Genomic DNA, 16,648 nt, shown 5'->3' with positions numbered 1-16,648 from the left:
CAGACGGGCCGCACCTCCGGGTGCGGCCCGTTCCGCGTCTGTCCTGAGCCGAGTCCTGCTCGGGTCATTGTCGACGTCGGCATCAGGCTCTACGCTGGCACCACTGCCCACAGACAAGGAGCCCCATCATGCCCATCCCCGCGAACCGAATGGGCGAACCCTGCTGGGCCGACCTGATGACCTCCGACCTGCCCCGTGCCCGCGAGTTCTACACGCGGCTGTTCGGCTGGACGGCCAGCGATTCCGGTTCGGAGTACGGCAACTATGTCACCTTCCAGAAGGGTGACGTGGACGTCGCCGGCATGGGCGCCCAGGAGCCGGGTTCCACCCTGCCCGATGCATGGACGACCTACCTGGCGGTGACGGATGCCGACGCCACCGTCGCCACCGCCCGCGCAGCGGCCGCGCAGGTGCTGGCCGAACCGATGCAGGTGGGGACCATGGGACGAATGGCCATCCTGATGGATCCGACGGGTGCGCCCTTCGGCGTGTGGCAGGCCGACGAGTTCACCGGTTTCGGTGCCTTCGGCGAAGTCGGCACACCGGTCTGGCACGAGCTGAACACCCGCGACTACTCTGCCGCCCTGGATTTCTATACCCGGGTGTTCGGGTGGACGCCGGCCGTGCTGAGCGACACGGACGACTTCCGCTACAGCACGATCGGAGAGGGGGACGACATGGTGGCGGGCGTCTTCGACGCGGCGGGCCACCTACCGGACAGTGTTCCCTCCCACTGGCAGCTCTACGTCGGGGTACCCGATGTGCACGCGGCCGCCGCGACCGTGACGCAACTCGGGGGCACGGTCATCCGTGAGCCGTGGACGGCGGAGTTCGGCACCTTCTCGCTGGTCACCGACCCGACCGGGGCGCTGTTCGTGCTCGGCTCGGTCGACGAGCCGAACGACGCGGAGCCGGACGCCGACCTGCCGATCGGCTAGTGCCCGGACTGGATGGTGCGCAGTTTCAGCAACACCTGGTCGCGCAGGTCTTCGGGCGCCATTTCGCGGCAGGCGCGCTGCACAGCCTCGGTCAGGGTGCGCCCGACCAGGTGCTCGTTGTTGCAGTCGCTGCAGTTCGCGAGGTGCTCCTGAATGTCGGCAGCGTCCTCGCCGCAGAGTTCGTTGTGCAGGTATTCCTCGAGTTCGGCCTTGGCCTTCTCGCATCCACAGTCGGTCATGCTGGTGTGCTCCTGGTATGAGTCTGGTCCGCTGCCGCTGTTCCCATGCCGCGCTCCTGGGCGTAGCCGGCCAACAGGTCGCGCAGGAGACGCCGGCCACGATGCAGGCGGCTCATTACGGTACCAATGGGTGTTTTCATGATTTCGGCGATCTCCTGGTAGGAGAACCCCTCGACGTCGGCGAAGTAGACAGCGAGCCGGAAGTCCTCGGGGATCGACTGCAACGCGTTCTTCACGGCACTGTCGGGCAGGTGATCGATAGCCTCGGCCTCGGCCGACCGGTTCGACATGGCGGTGCGGGATTCCGCGCCGCCGAGCTGCCAGTCCTCGAGGTCGTCGATGGTGCCCTGGAACGGCTCACGCTGCTTCTTGCGGTAGGTGTTGATGAAGGTGTTGGTCAGGATGCGGTACAGCCAGGCCTTCAGATTGGTGCCCTGTTCGAACTGTTTGAAGGCAGCGAACGCCTTAACGAACGTCTCCTGGACCAGGTCCTGGGCGTCGGAGGGATTGCGCGTCATGCGCATAGCCGCGGCGTACAGCTGGTCGATAAAGGGCAGTGCCTGCTCTTCGAACAGGTCTCGCATTTCAATCGCATCGGTTGTCATCACCGACAATCCTAAGCCGTCGCGCTGGGCGGCCTCGGGTCGCTCGAGCACCATGGACATCGTCACCCGGGCCTCCCTCTCTCTTCGATCACCGACTATTCTGATAACCGATGTTGATCTCGAGATATTCCAAGCCTGAGTTCGATCCCTATGGCGACACGTCGCCCGAGGTGACGGATGCCCGGTGGCCCGCGCCCACGGCGTCCGGCCCCCTCTCCGCGTCGCTGTCCTTGCCGGGGTCGAAGTCGCTGACCAACCGGGAGCTCGTCCTCAGCGCCCTCGCCACGCATCCGTCGCTGCTCCGGGCCCCGCTGCACTCCCGCGACACCGATCTGATGGTGGCCGCGCTGCGCCAGCTGGGCTGTGTCGTCGACGAGGTCGACGGCGACGGCGAATTCGGTCCCGACCTGCAGGTCATCCCCGGCGAGTTGGTCGGGTCGACGACCATCGACTGCGGGCTGGCCGGCACTGTGATGCGTTTCCTGCCGCCGGTCGCCGCGCTCGGCCTCGGGCCCACCACTTTCGACGGTGACGCCGGCGCCCGCCGACGCCCGATGGGTACGACCATCTCGTCCCTGCGGGCCCTCGGCGCCGACATCAACGACGACGGTCGCGGCGCCCTGCCCTTCACCGTGCACGGCACGGGCGCTCTGACCGGCGGTGAGATCACCATCGATGCCTCCGCCTCGAGCCAGTTCGTCTCCGGCCTGCTGCTGGCCGCGCCGAGTTTCGAGCAGGGCCTCCACCTCCGCCATTCGGGCGAGCGTCTGCCGAGCCTGCCGCATATCGAGATGACCATCGCCACCCTCGCCCGCCGCGGCGTCACGGTGCACAGCCCCGCCGTGGGCGAGTGGGTCGTGGCTCCCGGACGCATCAACGGGGCCGATATCGACATCGAGCCCGACCTGTCGAACGCAGCGCCGTTCCTCGCCGCGGCGCTCGTCGCCGGCGGCAGCGTCACCATCACCGGCTGGCCGGCCGCCACCACCCAGGTCGGCGCCGACCTCGCCGACCTGCTGCCGCTGTTCGGCGCCGAGGTCTCTCGGGAGGGCGACCGGCTCACGGTCACCGGCACGGGCAGCATCCGTGGTGTGCAGCTCGACCTGTCCACCGGCGGGGAGCTCGCTCCCACCCTCGTGGCCCTGGCCGCCCTCGCCGACACGCCCAGCACCATCACGGGGATCGGGCACATCCGCCACCACGAGACCGACCGACTGGCCGCGCTGGCCACCGAGATCAACCGGCTCGGCGGCGCCGTCACCGAACTGCCCGACGGGCTGCAGATCGACCCGCAGCCGTTGCAGGGCGGGCCGTGGAACACCTACGACGACCACCGCATGGCCACCGCCGGGGCGCTGATCGGCCTGCGCGTTCCCGGCGTGCAGATCGAGAACATCGGCACGACGGCGAAGACCCTCCCCCAGTTCACGGACCTCTGGCAGACCCTCGTCTCCGGGGTTCGGTCGTGACCTGGTGGGCGAGCGCCGACGACGATGAGCCCGAGTTCGACGAGTCGAGCGTGCGCGTGCGGCCGGGCCGCAAGGGCAGCAAACCGCGCACCAAGACCCGTCCCGACCACGAGAACGCGCTGACCGGGCGCATCCTGTCGGTCGACCGCGGCCGGTACACGGTCATGCTCGACGAGAACCTGCCCGCCGAGCGCCGGGTGACCGCCGCCCGGGCGAGCGAGCTGCGCAAGCAGGCCGTCGTCACGGGCGACAACGTCGACATCGTCGGCGACACGACCGGGGCGGCAGGCAGTCTCGCCCGCATCGTGCGCATCGTGCCCCGCACGACGCTGCTCCGCCGCAGCGCGGACGACACCGACGCCGTCGAGCGCGTGATCGTCGCCAACGCCGACCAGATGCTGATCGTGGTGGCCGCTGCCAACCCGGAGCCGCGCATCCGCCTCGTCGACCGGTACCTCGTCGCCGCCTACGACGCGGGCGTGACGCCCATCCTCTGCATCACCAAGACGGACCTGGCCGACCCGGCCGCGTTCCTGCACAACTTCGCCGGCCTCGACCTGCCCGTTTTCCAGAGCCGCGACGATGCCATGCCGCTGGCGGAGATCTCCGAAGCCCTGGTCGGGCACGACACGGTCTTCGTCGGCCACTCCGGCGTCGGCAAGTCCACCCTGGTCAATGCGCTCGTGCCCGACGCCCATCGTGCCGTGGGCGTCGTGAACACGGTGACCGGGCGCGGACGGCATACCTCGTCGTCGACCATCTCCCTGCGTCTGCAGACGGATGCCGGCCGCGGCTGGGTCATCGACACCCCCGGCGTTCGCTCCTTCGGTCTCGGTCACATCAACACCGACAACATCCTGAAGGCGTTCACGGACCTGGCCCTGATCGCCCTGAAGTGCCCGCGCGGCTGCACCCACCTGCCGAACTCGCCCGATTGCGCGATCAATGAGGCTGTCGCGGCCGGCAAACTCGGCGAGACCGGCAAGGTGCGCCTCGATTCTCTGCAGCGTCTCCTCGCCACCTTCGCGGCCGCCCCCACGCACTAGCGCCTGAGGGCGGGCCGGTAGCGTGGGAGCATGACGGATTCCACGCGGCTCACAGCCGGCGACCAGGCCCCCCAGTTCACCCTGACCGACCAGGACGGCAACACCGTTTCGCTGGCCTCCTGTGCGGGCTCGAAGGTCGTCGTCTACTTCTATCCGGCCGCGATGACGCCCGGCTGCACGAAGCAGGCCTGTGACTTTCGCGACAACCTCGGCTCACTGGCCTCGGCCGGTTACCAGGTGCTCGGGATCTCCAAGGATTCCCCGGCCACGTTGAAGAAGTTCCAGGAGACCGAGCACCTGTCCTTCCCGCTGCTCAGCGACACCGACCTCGCGGTGCACACGGCCTACGGCGCCTGGGGCGAGAAGAACCTCTACGGCAAGACCGTCACGGGCGTGCTGCGCTCCACCTTCGTGATCGACGAGTCCGGCCGGATCGAGCTTGCCCTCTACAACGTGAAGGCAACCGGCCATGTCGCGAGCCTGCGCAAGAAGCTCGGCCTGCCGGCCTGATATTCGTGCCGTCGCCCGGCGCTCCGTTACCGCGGCGAGCCGGGCACCTCAGGGGTCGACGTCTCGGCGATGACCGGGCGCTGGAACAGGAGCACGAGCACCACGACCGAGGGCAGCAACAACGCCCAGCCCAGGTCAGGCCGGGCGTAGAACCCCTGGAAGGATCCGACGGCGACCGCGATCTGCACCAGCTGCCAGGTGACGGCGGCGCCCCGGATCCAGGACCGGCGCCGCAGCGAGTTGATCGCGATGGCAGTCACCCAGCTTGCGGCGATGAGCACCAGCACGAGAATGGCGACCGCACTGGCCAGCGAGGTCGGGGTCTCGGTCAGCAACTCCAGAATGAGCCACACGACTGCGGCCCAAAGGAGGCCTGCCTCCGCGAATAAAATCGTCGCGAGGAGCAGCAGGGCCCGCGGCCGGCGCACCGTGGCGCGGGCGTCTTCGTCGTTGCCGCTGTGGTCTGACCGTGCATTCACAGAGATATCCCATTCAAAACTATTGATTTGACTCCACCATTATGCGACCATATTTGAGGCCCGGTTGACGCTCACAGGGACGTGAGTCGATCTGAACGAGTAGATCCACTACCCTTCCTGCAACCGGCAGCCTCTCATCTTCGGCCAATCGGCCAGGCATCCCCGCAATCAAGGAGCATCTCTATGGACTGGCGCGACAAAGCTGCCTGCCTCACCGCTGACCCGGAACTCTTCTTCCCGGTGGGCAACACTGGCCCCGCTGTGGACCAGATCGAGAAGGCGAAGTCCGTCTGCGCCCGCTGCAACGTCACCGAGGTGTGTCTGCAGTACGCCCTCGAGACCGGACAGGACTCCGGCGTCTGGGGAGGCCTGAGTGAAGACGAGCGGCGCGCCCTCAAGCGTCGCGCGGCTCGGGCCCGGCGCGCTTCGTAACGCAGCGACCACCACGAACGTCAAGGCCCGGCCGACCAGCCGGGCCTTTTCCGTGTCTCGGGGTATTGAGGACCAGCGGCCGGCTACGCCTCGCGCATGTAGCGCAGCGGGATCTCGATCGTCACTTCGGTGCCGCTGCCCATCATGGTGTGCCAGTCGATGCTGCCGCTGAGTTCACCCTGGATCAGGGTGCGCACGATCTGGGTTCCCAGACCTGACCCGACCTTGCCCTCCGGAAGGCCGGTGCCGTTGTCGCGCACACGCACAGTGAGGGTCTCCTCGTTGCGCTCGGCCTCGATCGACACCTCCCCCTCACGTCCGGCCAGACCGTGCTCGACGGCGTTGGTCACAAGCTCGGTCAGAGCGAGGGCGAGCGGCGTTGCGTAGGAGCTGGGCAGGATCCCGAAACTGCCGGATGATTTCGGATGCGCGGTGGTGTTGTGAGCGCTCGCCACCTCCATGATCAGCAGCAGCACACGGTCGAAGACCACGTCGAAGTCCACCTTCTGACTGAGCCCCTCGGACAGCGTGTCGTGCACGACGGCGATGGCGGCCACGCGCCGCATGGCCTGGTTGAGGGCCTCCCGGGCGGTGTCGGAGTGCGTGCGGCGAGCCTGGATCCGCAGCAGGGAGGCGACCGTCTGCAGGTTGTTCTTCACCCGGTGGTGAATCTCGCGGATGGTGGCATCCTTCGTGATCAGCTCACGCTCCTGGTGCCGCAACTCCGTGACGTCCCGGCAGAGCACGATGGCCCCGATCCGTTCGCCCCGATTACGAATCGGGATGGCGCGCAGCGAGACTGTGACCCCTCGCGCCTCGACGTCGGTGCGCCACGGCGCCCGGCCCGTGACCACGAGCGGCAGGGTCTCGTCGACGACCGCCGTCCCGGTGAGCAGGCTGGTGGTCACCTCGGCCAGTGACTCACCCTCGAGTTCGTCGGCGAATCCCATCCGGTTGAAGGCGGACAGGGCGTTCGGGCTGGCGAAGGTGGTGACGCCGTCGACGTCGAGCCGGATGAGCCCGTCCGAGGCGCGCGGGGCACCGCGCCGCGGGCCGGTGGGTGCGCCCAGATCGGGGAAGTCGCCGGACGCGATCATGGCGAAGAGGTCGTTGGCGCAGTCGTTGAAGGTGAGTTCCTGGCGGCTCGGCGTGCGTGCCTCGCTCAGGTTGGTGTGCCGGGTGAGCACCGCGACCGGGGTGTCCGAGATTTTCGAGCCGGTGGAGCTGAGCCGCCGCCGCACCGGGATGGCCCGCACCCGGGTGGGGGTCTCCTCGTACCAGTCGGGGGCCGTGGTGTCGACGATCTTCGCCGTCTCGTAGGCCTCGGTAACCTGCTGGCGCCATTCGACCTTGATGGTCTGACCGACGAAGTCCCGGTAGAACAGTGTCGCGGCACTCGAGGGACGCGCGTGGGCCACGGCCACGAAGCTACCGGTGCTGCTGGGCACCCACACGACGATGTCGGCGAAAGCGAGGTCGGCCAGGAGCTGGCCGTCCGCGACGAGCATGTGGAGCCAGTCCACATCCTCGGCGCTGCTGCGGCCCTGGGCAAGTACGAGATTACTGAGCGTCGACACAGCAATAGCCTAGGTCCCCCGGACGCGCGCCACCGTCCTTGTGGTGCCGTCTCACGGATTGGGCCATGCTGAGCAGATGAGCACAGTAAGCGGAAAGCCCGATCGGACGCTGGTTGTCCTCCTGTCCGTGATCGGGGCCCTGGTCGTCATCGCCCTGGTCGTCGTCTTCACCGCCGGAGAACCCGAGCAACTGGATGCGGGCACCCCGGAAGGCGTCGTCCAGGCGTATTCCGCCGCCGTCATCGACGGCGATGAGCAGGCAGCGGGCGAGTACCTCACCGCGGGCGCGTTCGCGGACTGCGAGGACTTCGATCGGGGGCCGACCGACAACATCCGGGTCACCCTCATCTCGACGACCGAGCGGGCCGAGTCCGCAGACGTGAAGGTGTCCATCATCACCTCCTACGGCAGCGGCCCCTTCGGCGCCGACGAATATGAGACCGAGGGCGTCTTCGACCTGGTGACCGACAACGGCATCTGGCTGATCGACGACGCTCCCTATGAGCTCGCCATCTGCCCGAACCCGAAGTCGGGCTCGTGATGGTCAGCGTCGTGCTGCTGGTCGCCGTTCTGGTGATCGGAGCGGGCATCGCCGGGATCGTGGTCGCCGTGCGCAGGTCCTCCCCGCACGGGGAGGGCACAGCCCAGCCCACGGCGCGCCGGGTGATCGTGTTCATTCTGCTCTTCGCTCTGGTCGTGATCGCGGCCATCGGGCTGAGCGGTCTGCTCGGGCGCCTCCTCGACTCCGGCAACGAACTCGTCTCCGGTGACGTGACCGGGCTCGCCCGCTCACTCGCCTTCACCCTGATCGCCGGTCCTTTCGCCGCGGTGCTCTGGTGGGTGCTGTGGCGGCGGATGGACAGCACGGAACGATCGTCGATCGCGTGGGGGCTCTACCTGGCCGCCATGTACACCGTCTCGCTCGTCACCTTCTCGGTCGCCCTGCTCACCGCGGCGGCTGTGCTCGTGCGCGACGACTGGCAACCCCGCCTCATCGCCACCGGAGTGGTTTGGGCCGGGGTCTGGGTCTGGCACCTCTGGATGTCCCGGCACCCGCAGAAGAGCCCGACCCAACTCCGCAGCGTCGCCCCGGTGCTCGCCACTGTCTTCGGTCTCGTGATCGCGGTCGGCGGCGCCGTCGCGGCCCTCAGCTCTCTTCTCGATGCCGCTCTCGACGCCCTCGCCTCGAGCCTCACTCTGGGCGAGCCATGGTGGACGTTGACCTTTCAGGCACTCATCTGGTGCGGTGGCGGCAGCCTGATCTGGTGGTGGCACTGGATTCGGGGCGCGGCTCGCGACATCCGCGGCGGCCTCGCCGAACTGGCGCTTGTGGCCGTCGGTGTCGCCGGGGCGGCCGTTCTGACTCTGGTCGGGTCCGGAACCGTGTTGTTCGTGCTCCTCCGGCTGGCCGTCGACCGCACCGACCCGATCAACGATCTCCTTGATCTCCTGGGTTTCGGTCTCTCCGCCGCGACCATTGGCGCACTGGTCTGGCGGTACCACCGCACCCTCGTACGGCGCCGGTCGGAGGCCACGAAGCTGGCCTCGAAGCTGGTGACCTCCGGCTTGGGACTGGTCGCCGCGGCATCCGGGCTGGGTGTCGTCGTCAATGCGATCCTCGCCGCGACCATCGCGCCGCTCGCCGGGTCGGACACCCGCACCCTGCTACTCGGCGGGATCAGCGCGCTGGTGGTCGGCGGTCCGGTCTGGTGGGCGGCGTGGCGACCGGCCCTGCCCGTCGAACCGGCGGAGGTCCGCTCCACCGGCCGACGCGTGTACCTCATTCTGGTGTTCGGCGTGAGCGCTGTCGTGGCTATCGTGACGCTTCTCGTGATCGGTTACCGTCTGTTCGAATTCGCCCTGGCCGACGTCACCGGCGGCAGCCTGGTCGATCGGGTGCGGGCCCCGCTGGGGCTGCTGGTGGCCACCGGCCTGGCCGCCGGCTACCACTTCGCCGTCTGGCGCCGCGACCGTTCCACCCTCGGTGAGGCTCCCCAGCCGGCACGCACCATCGCCCGGGTGATCCTGGTCACCGATGCGGAACCGCAACCCCTCATCCAGTCGATCCACGAGGTGACCGGCGCATCCGTTTCCGTACTGCGGCGCTCCGACGCGGCAGGATCATCGGTGTCGGCGGACCAGCTCGGCCAGGCTCTCCAGGGGGTGACCGGCAAACGCGTGCTGGTGGTCACCGGCCCCGGTGACCGGGTAGAGGTGATCCCGCTTCAGGAGTGAGGCCGTAGATCTGCGTCTCAGGTTGCCAGGGGGTCGACGACGGGCCGGCGCCATCTCGATTCCTTCCGACGGCGCCCGGCCGCCGGGGCCGGCACCGGCAGCAGTTCGGTGCGAACGAAGCGACGGATGCTGATGCGCGCCGGCGACTTCGGTGCCGTGTCCCGCAGTGTGCGCCCGGCGACGACCGCAGCATCCGTCGCCTGCTGGTCCTGAGGCACCAGGATCGGCGACTCGATCCCGCCGAAGCGTCGCAGCGCCGACACGACCTGCCCGTTCGGGTCGAGCCCGACGGCGCTGGTGCGAACCCGGTTCATGACGACGCTGACCTGGTCGGTCGTGACCACGTCAGCCAGGTCCACCCAGGCACGAAGGAACCGGGCCATGCCGACCGGGTCGGCCAGCCCGCAGGCGACCACATGGTCGGCGCAGCCGAGTGCGGCGAGGGTGGCCGCGTTGCGGCGCGGCGCGAAGAGGTCACTGGAGATCTCCTCATCGCTCTCGAGGTTGAAGCCGGTGTCGAGCACGACGTAGTCGACCCAGTTGCGGAGCGCGTCGATGGTGCGCGTCACCCGATCGGCGGAAAGCTCGGGCCAGCGCGACGGGCGCCCGATGCCGGTGAGTACCCAGAAAGCGCCCTGTGGTGAGTTGTAGCGCTGCGCGATGCGCTCGAATTCCGGCCGGGTGAGGCTGCCCGAACCCGCCAGCCGGCACGCGGCGGCGAAGCCGGGTGCCTCATCGAGCATCCCCAGAGTTGGCGCGACAGACCCGCTGTAGGTGTCGATGTCCGCCAGCGCGACCGTGTGCCCGGCGGCGGCGATCTCCGCCGCGATGTTGATCGCCAGGGTGGTGCGGCCCGGAGCGCCCGCAGGCCCCCAGACAGCGATGACACTCGCCCGCCGCTTGGCGCCGGACGTTCCCCCGGGGTCGCCGACCCGTAGCGGAATCGCGACTCCACTGCTGATCAACGCCTCGGTCTCGGCCCAGGCCGCGGCGGCGTCCACCACGTCGAACAGCCCGAGGTCGGCCGCGTTCCGCCGTTCCTGATCGTTGGCGGCGAGCGCGATCACCCGTGCGCCGTGCGCATCGCAGGCAGCAATCAGCTCAGCCGTGAGCGTGCTGCGGCCGGCCCCGACGAGCACAAACTCCGGAGCGCTCTGCCGCAAGGCCAAGATCACCTCGGCCGCGGTCGCCGCGCGCGCGACGATTACATGCCCCTGCTCGATGATGTCGATCAGCAGGCGGTCTTCCGTGTTCCGGTCGAGAGCCAGGGCGAGGGTGGCCACGGCTACTGCTCCAGGGGCTCGTTGACGGGCACGACGGCGAGGGCGTCGCGATTCGCGATGGACTCCAGCACCTCGGCGACGTTGTCCTTGGGCACCAGGAGCTCCAGCGATCGGATGCCGGTTCCCACCGTCAGCCCGGTGGGTTCGACCAGAAGCACGACCGAGGCCTGGCCGACGAGAACGGTCGGGGGTCCGTAGGCGTTCTGGTCGGTTTTCCGAGCGGCCCAGAGGTCCACCACAGTGCCGGGCCCGATGTTCGCGGCAAGAGCGCTGGTCAGCTCCACGACCACGCTTGTGGTCTCCGTGCCCGAGGTACGGCCGACCGCAGACACCGGCACGAGCTCACCGGCCGCGATGGTGCGCGTGACTACGAGCCCGTCGTCAGGCAACCGGTCGGGGGTCACATACAGGTCACCAGTCCCGTCCAGGCGCACCTGGGTGGCCACGAGGTCGTCGGCCTGGACTCGATCCCCCACGGCGAGCGCAGAGCGGGCGGCGAACACGGCAGTGCTCTGGTCGCTGGCGGACACGATCAGGTAGACGCCCCCGACCGCGGCGACGACCAGGCCCAACCCGATCGCGAATCGAGGGTCGAACCAAAAACTGCGGCGCGTGCTCTTCGCGGGTCTCTTCACAATCCCCTGCCTCCCCGGTGCTGTCTCAAAATCCGTGCTGCCTCGTGTCCGGAGTCCATCGTCGTCGTCTCCGCCCCCTACGCGGGAAAGTTATCCACAGCCGCGCCTCCACCGGATGTCGGGACGCTCGGGGACGGATAATCGATCCATGAACGATTCCGAGGCACTCTCCGGCGTGGGTCGGTTCCTCACCCTCGCCGACACCGCCGTGATTCTGGCGCTGACGACGGCCCAGGTGCTGGAACTGGTGCGTACCGGTGAGTTGCCGGCCATCCGGCTCGGCACCCACAGCGCGAGGGCCACCGCGACAGGTTCGACGGCTGTCAGCGTCTGGAGGGTCGAGCGCGTCGTGCTTGAATCCTTCATCGAAGCGAAGTACGAGGAGGCCCGGCGCCTGTCGCTGTGGGAGCAGTCCGATTTCGCGAATATCCCGGAGCTGTCCGGCGGCACCATCATCCGTCCCGACGAGTGACACGAAATCGGCCGCCCTGCACCGATCAGGGCAGACGCACGAGTTGGATCTCGGCCACGGGCACGATGCGGTAGTTGCGCACCTCCGCCTCGCGGCGCAGTGTGCCGGCCGCGTGCAGGGCCAGATCGACGTGATCCCGACCCACCCGGTCGATGGTGCCGGATAGCACGCCGGCCCGGGTGTGCACTTCCACGCTTGCGCGCCGCCGGCACAGATCTCTCAGCACGAAGGCCAAGCCGATGCGGTCCACGACTCTGGCGGCCGACTCCGGTTCGATGCCGAGCGATCCCGAGACCTCCTCGCGCCGCAGCACGACCCCGGCAATGGCAGCGAGTGGAAGCACGCACTGGGACCCGGCCGCACCGGAATCCAGCAGGTCTCCCGCCAACCAGTCCCGCCCGAAGGTGGTCGGCCGAACAGTGATGGTCTCCCCCATCGCGAGAACAATCCGCAGCACGCCAGTGTCACTGCGCACTCCCGCAGCAGCGCCGCGTGCCGGTCCGGCAGGCGTTTGCACGAGACTGGTCAACCGGTTTCGCAGCGACAACCGCCCCAGCCGCAGCCGTTCCTCCTCAGCGCGCAGATCGATCTCCTCTGCATTCAGCTCGTGTTCGAGCTGCCCCTCGAGGTCGTCGAACAGATTGTCCCAGCGCACATCCCGAAGTTAGCTTTTTCCACCGTCACGCCGCCCGGGTTATCCACAGGCCTTAAAAGCACTCGACACCGCCGTTCTCGGCTGGTTGAGTGTCGTTCACGCTGACACCCCCCGCCTAGGGGGTGCATCAGGTCCCACGGGCACCGGGTCCATCACAACTGCGAACCGTCCGAGCCCGGGACCACCCGAACTTGAACCAGCCGAACCCTTGAACCAACCGGTTGCCCCGGCGATAGAGCCGGAATGACCGGATTCACGCACCTCGGAGGAGTCATGAGCGATCCAGCCGCAAACCCGGCCCGCGGGCCCCGGTCACGGGGCGACAAGTTCGTCGAAGACGACTTCTTCGGCCATCAGCCGAGCACGCGGGAGCAGTTGCCAGATCCGGAGCCGCTGCTGATAAACCTCACCCGTTGCGTCATTGAAGTCCTCGCCGGCGCGCGCGAACTCGACCAGCTCGCCCGCTGGGTCAGCGACGACGTTTACCGGCACCTACTCAAACGGGTCGTATTATCGGCGCGGGCCCGTGCCGTCAAGGGCCAGCGCGCCCAACGGCCGGCCATCACGATCGGCCGCGTAACAATGACCGAGCCTCGGGACGGCGTGATTGAGGCGGTGGTGATAGTTCACAGCAAGGTGCGCGTGCGTGCGGTTGCGCTTCGTCTCGAAGGCATGGACCAACGCTGGCGGGCAAGCGCCATCAACGTGTTGTAGTGACCGGCATGGACCGCCTGGAGTCGCCGGACGGGGTGTCCCGTTTGACACCCGTGAGCGCGATTTTCTATCGGGCGGGTTCTATGCGAATTTCCGACCCGAGCAGGTTGCACACCCGCATGATCGCGGAGAAGTGTCCGTAGGAGGTCCCTCGAGTGAGACTGCGCAGCCGGGTCTGGCTTGGAGTCAGGAGGACGGCCTCGTCTCGGTCTCGATGCCCCAGGGGCTGGCGTTCCACTCGGCCGTGTTCATGAGCGTGGCGGGGAAGGTCGGGTCGCCCCAGCCCGGGAGATCGGGTCCGAGGCGGCGGCTCAGGGCGCCGCAGAACTGCAGGGCCTCGACGGATGCACTGTCGTCGTGGTCTTCGTCGTGGAAGGACTGGTAGACGTAGAACTCGATCGCTTTGAACAGGTCGATCGGCGTCCAGCCGGTGTGCCGCGGGGCGGCGTGCAGATACGGCCGCTCGACCCCCTCGACCTCACCGTCCTCGTCCACGTCCTCGTCGAAGTCGTCATCATCGTCGCCGTAGCGCTCCTGGTAGGCGGCGACGTTCTGGTCGTGCAGCATCGCGCCGACCTGGGCGGCGTTCTCCGCGACGAGCTGGTGGCGGTGCCGGCTGCCGGCCCGGTCGACGCTCCAGATGAGCGGGCCGTCGTGGTGGGGCCGAAGTGCCGCCCAGACCAGCACCCGGATGTGTTCGTCGTCGACAAGTTGAACGCTCACGCCGTGCCGTCCCGGGCGGGCCCGACCAGGTCGGGGTTGGCCTGAGCGAAGGCGGGCGCGTAGCGTATGCCGGTCCCTTCGCGCCCGGGCGGCCGCGGCAGGTCGAGCAGGTCGACCCGCTCGCCTGTGTCCACATCGAGTGTGGCCATCGTGACCCGCCGGCCGAACCGCCCGCTGATCAGCACCCGCGTCTCGTCCAACCAGCCCGACACCAGAGGGCCACAGTAGCGCCAGGCCGGGTCAGCGAAGACAAGCTTCTCCAACGAGCGGATGCTGCCCGTCCCCTGGTCGACGACGCTGGGGAGCAGGTCATGTAGACCGCGCAGCAGCAACCGGGACGAGGACGGGCTCCAGGCGCCACAAGTCGACACGCCCAAACCCTCGTACTTGGTCACCTGTCCGGTCTCAATGTCCACAACCGAGGAGCTGCGCCGTCCGCCCGGGGTGGGGTGGGTGATGGCCACTTTTTCGCCGGTCGGCGAGAACTGGGCTGGAATGCCATCGAGGCAATAGGCGAAACGATCATCGAGGGGCAATTCGATGACCTCGTCGCCGCGGTGCACCACATAGCGACCATTGAGATAGTTCGCTAGATTCTCTCCCTGCTGGTTGATCCGGTAGACGGCGAGTCGCTGCCCCTCACTCACCCGCGGGTACGACCCGAGGAACGAGTTGTCACCGTTCCATGACGGACCTGATTGCCACTGGCCGGTCACCAGGTCATAAGTCACGCGATCGTGGGCCGAGCGACTGGTGCTTCCGGGTTCGGAGTCTTCGCGATCGAGGCCGGCGAGATCGTACGACAGGTAGTACAGGTAGCGTCCGTCCGGGGTGAGGCAGTCCCAGTCGAAGTCCTGACGGCCTTCGCGTCCAATCAAGGGCACCCGGACCAGACCAACCGTCTGATCCCAGGCCCACACCCGGTCCCTGCTCACCATCACCCACGGCACCGGCCCGGACACCTGACCGCGGACGACACGATCCACGCGCAGGGGCGGTATCGAAACGGCACCATCGCCGATCGGCCTCGGACTGGGACGTTCCGTATCTGGACTCATTTCTTTCGAACCGTATCGCAGACGGTCAACGGGAGTACGTCCCAGAACGCGGGGTAGCCAAGCAGCCTTCCCCCTCGACAATGCGGCTCGCGGCGTTCGACGTCAGCGACTCAAACACGATGGTCCCAGAGCCATGACCCGCAAAGGGTTCCTCTGCGATCCCTGAGTGCGAGCACCAAGGCACTCCCCAGCTCACAAAAAACGAGCATCGATAGATGCCCGATTGCGGGCCGACGAACTTCTCGGTGAACAGAACCCTGGACGGATAGTTTGTGAACATGACAGAGTACCGACGCCCCACGTTCCCGGTGGAGATCTACCGGGATGAGCAGGGCCGTCCGATTGACTACGGCAATCGATGGGGAGGAGCGTCTCCGCCCGAAGACGCGTATTCCCGTGTTAGTAATCTGCAGCGGTTTGCGCGGTTGCACGACGTCGCTGACGCACTGATCGAGTGGCTGCAGACCACGTTCGACGTTGCCGTCGACGAAGCCCCAAACGCCGCTGCAGATCTTCTCCACATGCCAAATGAGGTCGTCCGTGCAGTACGGGTCGTGCCTCGAAACCCGACAGCGGCACCGCTGACATTTGTCCTTACGCCGTTCCCGGGCGTCTACCTTCACGCGGGTTCGCTCAACGACTTCCACTTCCCGGTGTGCGGCTGTGATGCCTGTGACGACGATGTCCTGAATCTGGTGGAAGAGCTCGAATGGACCACGCGAACCGTCGTGTCAGGCGGTTATTCTGAGCGGTTCGATCCCGGGCTGGGCGACTGGATTGAGTGCCGGCTCGAGGAGCCAGGGGTCGGGATGCGATCCGGACGCAGCCGCACCGAGGACCTGCCAGAGGACCGGGTCAAGTCCGCGCGAACCGCGGTACCGCCTGCAGGTCAGTGGTCCCCCTGGCCATTGCTTCCAAAGGGCCTAGCCGACGCTATCGGCTGATCGCCCGAGCCTGCCGTGCCGGTGAGGGTTCCTCTTGCGTTGCTGTGCGCCTACCGCGGCGGATCGCGACGCTGTGCAAGCATTCCGTATGAAGATCACCATGCGGCAGGCCACCTCCACCGATCACTCCTGGCTATTCGATCTTCACGAGAGCGCGCATCGCGCCCTCGTTGAACAGGCCTACGGGCCCTGGGATCACGAGCAACAGATCGGATTCTTTGCCTCGCTCGTCAGCGAACACGACATCCGAATCCTTGAAACGGACGGCAAGAGCGTCGGCGCTGTATATCTCGGCACCAGGGATCAAGACACTTGGCTGGAACTCATCGAAGTGGCGCCCAGCGCGCAAAACCAGGGCGTTGGATCAGCGGCGCTAGGACTAGTCGCTCATCAAGCGGCCAGCCAGGGGCACGGTACTTTGCTGCAGGTCCACCGGGTGAACCGAGACGCGAAGCGACTCTATGAGCGCGAAGGATTCACCCCCTTCGGAGAGACAGCGACACACTTTCTCCTGCGCCGCCCGTAGCGCTCGGAGGCTCCGCTTTTCAAAGGTTCAGATAAGGCCAGACCCGGAGCCCGCGCCGGTCTGTTGACTGCCGTCCAGACGACCAAGTCTGCACGGTAAGGGTTCCTC

The 16,648-nt window shown here is 67.5% G+C and carries 20 protein-coding genes; 11 read left to right on the top strand and 9 right to left on the bottom strand.

All coding sequences use genetic code 11. From position 1 onward, the window contains the following. The first annotated feature begins 128 nt into the window (after positions 1-128). Positions 129-938, top strand: coding sequence for a VOC family protein (locus tag AC0J5J_RS13295; RefSeq protein ID WP_134424137.1), 810 nt, complete (start codon positions 129-131; stop codon positions 936-938). Here AC0J5J_RS13295 and AC0J5J_RS13290 read toward each other — a convergent pair. Both AC0J5J_RS13290 and AC0J5J_RS13285 read right to left on the bottom strand, forming a co-directional pair. Beyond that, positions 935-1,177, bottom strand: a complete 243-nt coding sequence (locus AC0J5J_RS13290; RefSeq protein WP_134424136.1) for a zf-HC2 domain-containing protein — start codon at positions 1,175-1,177, stop codon at positions 935-937. The two genes, AC0J5J_RS13295 and AC0J5J_RS13290, sit on opposite strands and share 4 nt — an antisense overlap. After that, a complete protein-coding gene (locus tag AC0J5J_RS13285) occupies positions 1,174-1,782 on the bottom strand; it encodes a sigma-70 family RNA polymerase sigma factor (RefSeq protein WP_241972695.1) in 609 nt (202 codons plus the stop codon). The genes AC0J5J_RS13290 and AC0J5J_RS13285 overlap by 4 nt, the downstream gene beginning before the upstream one ends. Before the next feature lie 110 nt (positions 1,783-1,892). Here AC0J5J_RS13285 and aroA point away from each other — a divergent pair, with 110 nt between their 5' ends. Genes aroA through bcp form a run of 3 tightly spaced genes read left to right on the top strand, consistent with a single transcriptional unit; the run spans position 1,893 to position 4,807 of the window. Then, positions 1,893-3,251 carry a 3-phosphoshikimate 1-carboxyvinyltransferase gene (aroA, locus tag AC0J5J_RS13280; RefSeq protein ID WP_134424135.1) on the top strand — a complete coding sequence of 453 codons (1,359 nt, stop codon included), beginning with the start codon at positions 1,893-1,895 and terminating at the stop codon, positions 3,249-3,251. After that, positions 3,248-4,297, top strand: a complete 1,050-nt coding sequence (gene rsgA / locus AC0J5J_RS13275) for a ribosome small subunit-dependent GTPase A (protein WP_134424134.1) — start codon at positions 3,248-3,250, stop codon at positions 4,295-4,297. Before aroA ends, rsgA begins: the two co-directional genes overlap by 4 nt. 30 nt (positions 4,298-4,327) lie before the next feature. Further along, positions 4,328-4,807: a thioredoxin-dependent thiol peroxidase gene (gene bcp, locus AC0J5J_RS13270; RefSeq protein WP_134424133.1), complete on the top strand. Its 480-nt coding sequence runs from the start codon at positions 4,328-4,330 to the stop codon at positions 4,805-4,807. 26 nt (positions 4,808-4,833) lie between these two features. Here the strand turns inward: bcp and AC0J5J_RS13265 are convergent, their stop codons facing one another. Continuing rightward, on the bottom strand, positions 4,834-5,286 hold the full coding sequence (locus AC0J5J_RS13265; RefSeq protein WP_474898435.1) for a hypothetical protein: 453 nt from the start codon (positions 5,284-5,286) through the stop codon (positions 4,834-4,836). A gap of 183 nt (positions 5,287-5,469) precedes the next feature. On the opposite strand from AC0J5J_RS13265, the gene AC0J5J_RS13260 reads away from it, so the two are divergent. Beyond that, the gene (locus tag AC0J5J_RS13260; protein ID WP_035837005.1) at positions 5,470-5,718 is read left to right on the top strand and encodes a WhiB family transcriptional regulator; all 249 of its coding nucleotides are present in this window, start codon (positions 5,470-5,472) and stop codon (positions 5,716-5,718) included. 83 nt (positions 5,719-5,801) lie between these two features. Here the strand turns inward: AC0J5J_RS13260 and AC0J5J_RS13255 are convergent, their stop codons facing one another. Further along, on the bottom strand, positions 5,802-7,295 hold the full coding sequence (locus tag AC0J5J_RS13255; RefSeq protein ID WP_134424132.1) for a sensor histidine kinase: 1,494 nt from the start codon (positions 7,293-7,295) through the stop codon (positions 5,802-5,804). Positions 7,296-7,371: 76 nt separating this feature from the next. On the opposite strand from AC0J5J_RS13255, the gene AC0J5J_RS13250 reads away from it, so the two are divergent. Then, positions 7,372-7,836 carry an LpqB family beta-propeller domain-containing protein gene (locus AC0J5J_RS13250; protein ID WP_134424131.1) on the top strand — a complete coding sequence of 155 codons (465 nt, stop codon included), beginning with the start codon at positions 7,372-7,374 and terminating at the stop codon, positions 7,834-7,836. After that, positions 7,836-9,530, top strand: a complete 1,695-nt coding sequence (locus tag AC0J5J_RS13245) for a DUF5671 domain-containing protein (protein WP_474900235.1) — start codon at positions 7,836-7,838, stop codon at positions 9,528-9,530. Before AC0J5J_RS13250 ends, AC0J5J_RS13245 begins: the two co-directional genes overlap by 1 nt. Positions 9,531-9,547: 17 nt before the next feature. On the opposite strand, the gene AC0J5J_RS13240 is transcribed toward AC0J5J_RS13245, so the two are convergent. Both AC0J5J_RS13240 and AC0J5J_RS13235 read right to left on the bottom strand, forming a co-directional pair. Continuing rightward, a complete protein-coding gene (locus tag AC0J5J_RS13240) occupies positions 9,548-10,813 on the bottom strand; it encodes a CpaE/TadZ family protein (RefSeq protein WP_474898433.1) in 1,266 nt (421 codons plus the stop codon). Between the two features lie 2 nt (positions 10,814-10,815). Further along, on the bottom strand, positions 10,816-11,448 hold the full coding sequence (locus AC0J5J_RS13235; RefSeq protein WP_474898431.1) for a hypothetical protein: 633 nt from the start codon (positions 11,446-11,448) through the stop codon (positions 10,816-10,818). Positions 11,449-11,596: 148 nt separating this feature from the next. Here AC0J5J_RS13235 and AC0J5J_RS13230 point away from each other — a divergent pair, with 148 nt between their 5' ends. Continuing rightward, positions 11,597-11,920 (top strand): helix-turn-helix domain-containing protein, encoded by a 324-nt coding sequence (locus AC0J5J_RS13230; protein WP_474898429.1) that lies wholly within the window; start codon positions 11,597-11,599, stop codon positions 11,918-11,920. 25 nt (positions 11,921-11,945) lie between these two features. Here the strand turns inward: AC0J5J_RS13230 and AC0J5J_RS13225 are convergent, their stop codons facing one another. Beyond that, entirely contained in the window at positions 11,946-12,575 is a 630-nt protein-coding gene (locus AC0J5J_RS13225) for a hypothetical protein (protein WP_474898428.1), read from the bottom strand. 273 nt (positions 12,576-12,848) lie between these two features. On the opposite strand from AC0J5J_RS13225, the gene AC0J5J_RS13220 reads away from it, so the two are divergent. Beyond that, positions 12,849-13,289, top strand: a complete 441-nt coding sequence (locus tag AC0J5J_RS13220) for an Rv3235 family protein (RefSeq protein WP_241972685.1) — start codon at positions 12,849-12,851, stop codon at positions 13,287-13,289. A gap of 186 nt (positions 13,290-13,475) precedes the next feature. Here the strand turns inward: AC0J5J_RS13220 and AC0J5J_RS13215 are convergent, their stop codons facing one another. Together AC0J5J_RS13215 and AC0J5J_RS13210 are read right to left on the bottom strand one after the other, a co-directional pair. Then, positions 13,476-14,012, bottom strand: a complete 537-nt coding sequence (locus AC0J5J_RS13215) for a hypothetical protein (protein ID WP_474898426.1) — start codon at positions 14,010-14,012, stop codon at positions 13,476-13,478. Next, positions 14,009-14,953, bottom strand: a complete 945-nt coding sequence (locus tag AC0J5J_RS13210) for a hypothetical protein (protein ID WP_474898424.1) — start codon at positions 14,951-14,953, stop codon at positions 14,009-14,011. The genes AC0J5J_RS13215 and AC0J5J_RS13210 overlap by 4 nt, the downstream gene beginning before the upstream one ends. Positions 14,954-15,348: 395 nt before the next feature. Here AC0J5J_RS13210 and AC0J5J_RS13205 point away from each other — a divergent pair, with 395 nt between their 5' ends. Both AC0J5J_RS13205 and AC0J5J_RS13200 read left to right on the top strand, forming a co-directional pair. Continuing rightward, a complete protein-coding gene (locus AC0J5J_RS13205) occupies positions 15,349-16,014 on the top strand; it encodes a DUF6226 family protein (RefSeq protein ID WP_474898422.1) in 666 nt (221 codons plus the stop codon). Between the two features lie 88 nt (positions 16,015-16,102). Next, a complete protein-coding gene (locus AC0J5J_RS13200) occupies positions 16,103-16,540 on the top strand; it encodes a GNAT family N-acetyltransferase (protein WP_474898421.1) in 438 nt (145 codons plus the stop codon). Positions 16,541-16,648: the final 108 nt, after the last annotated feature.

Source organism: Cryobacterium sp. TS_SC_7, assembly GCF_056156285.1.
Note: the sequence above shows the minus strand (reverse complement) of the source record. Positions and strands in the feature narration are given on the sequence as shown.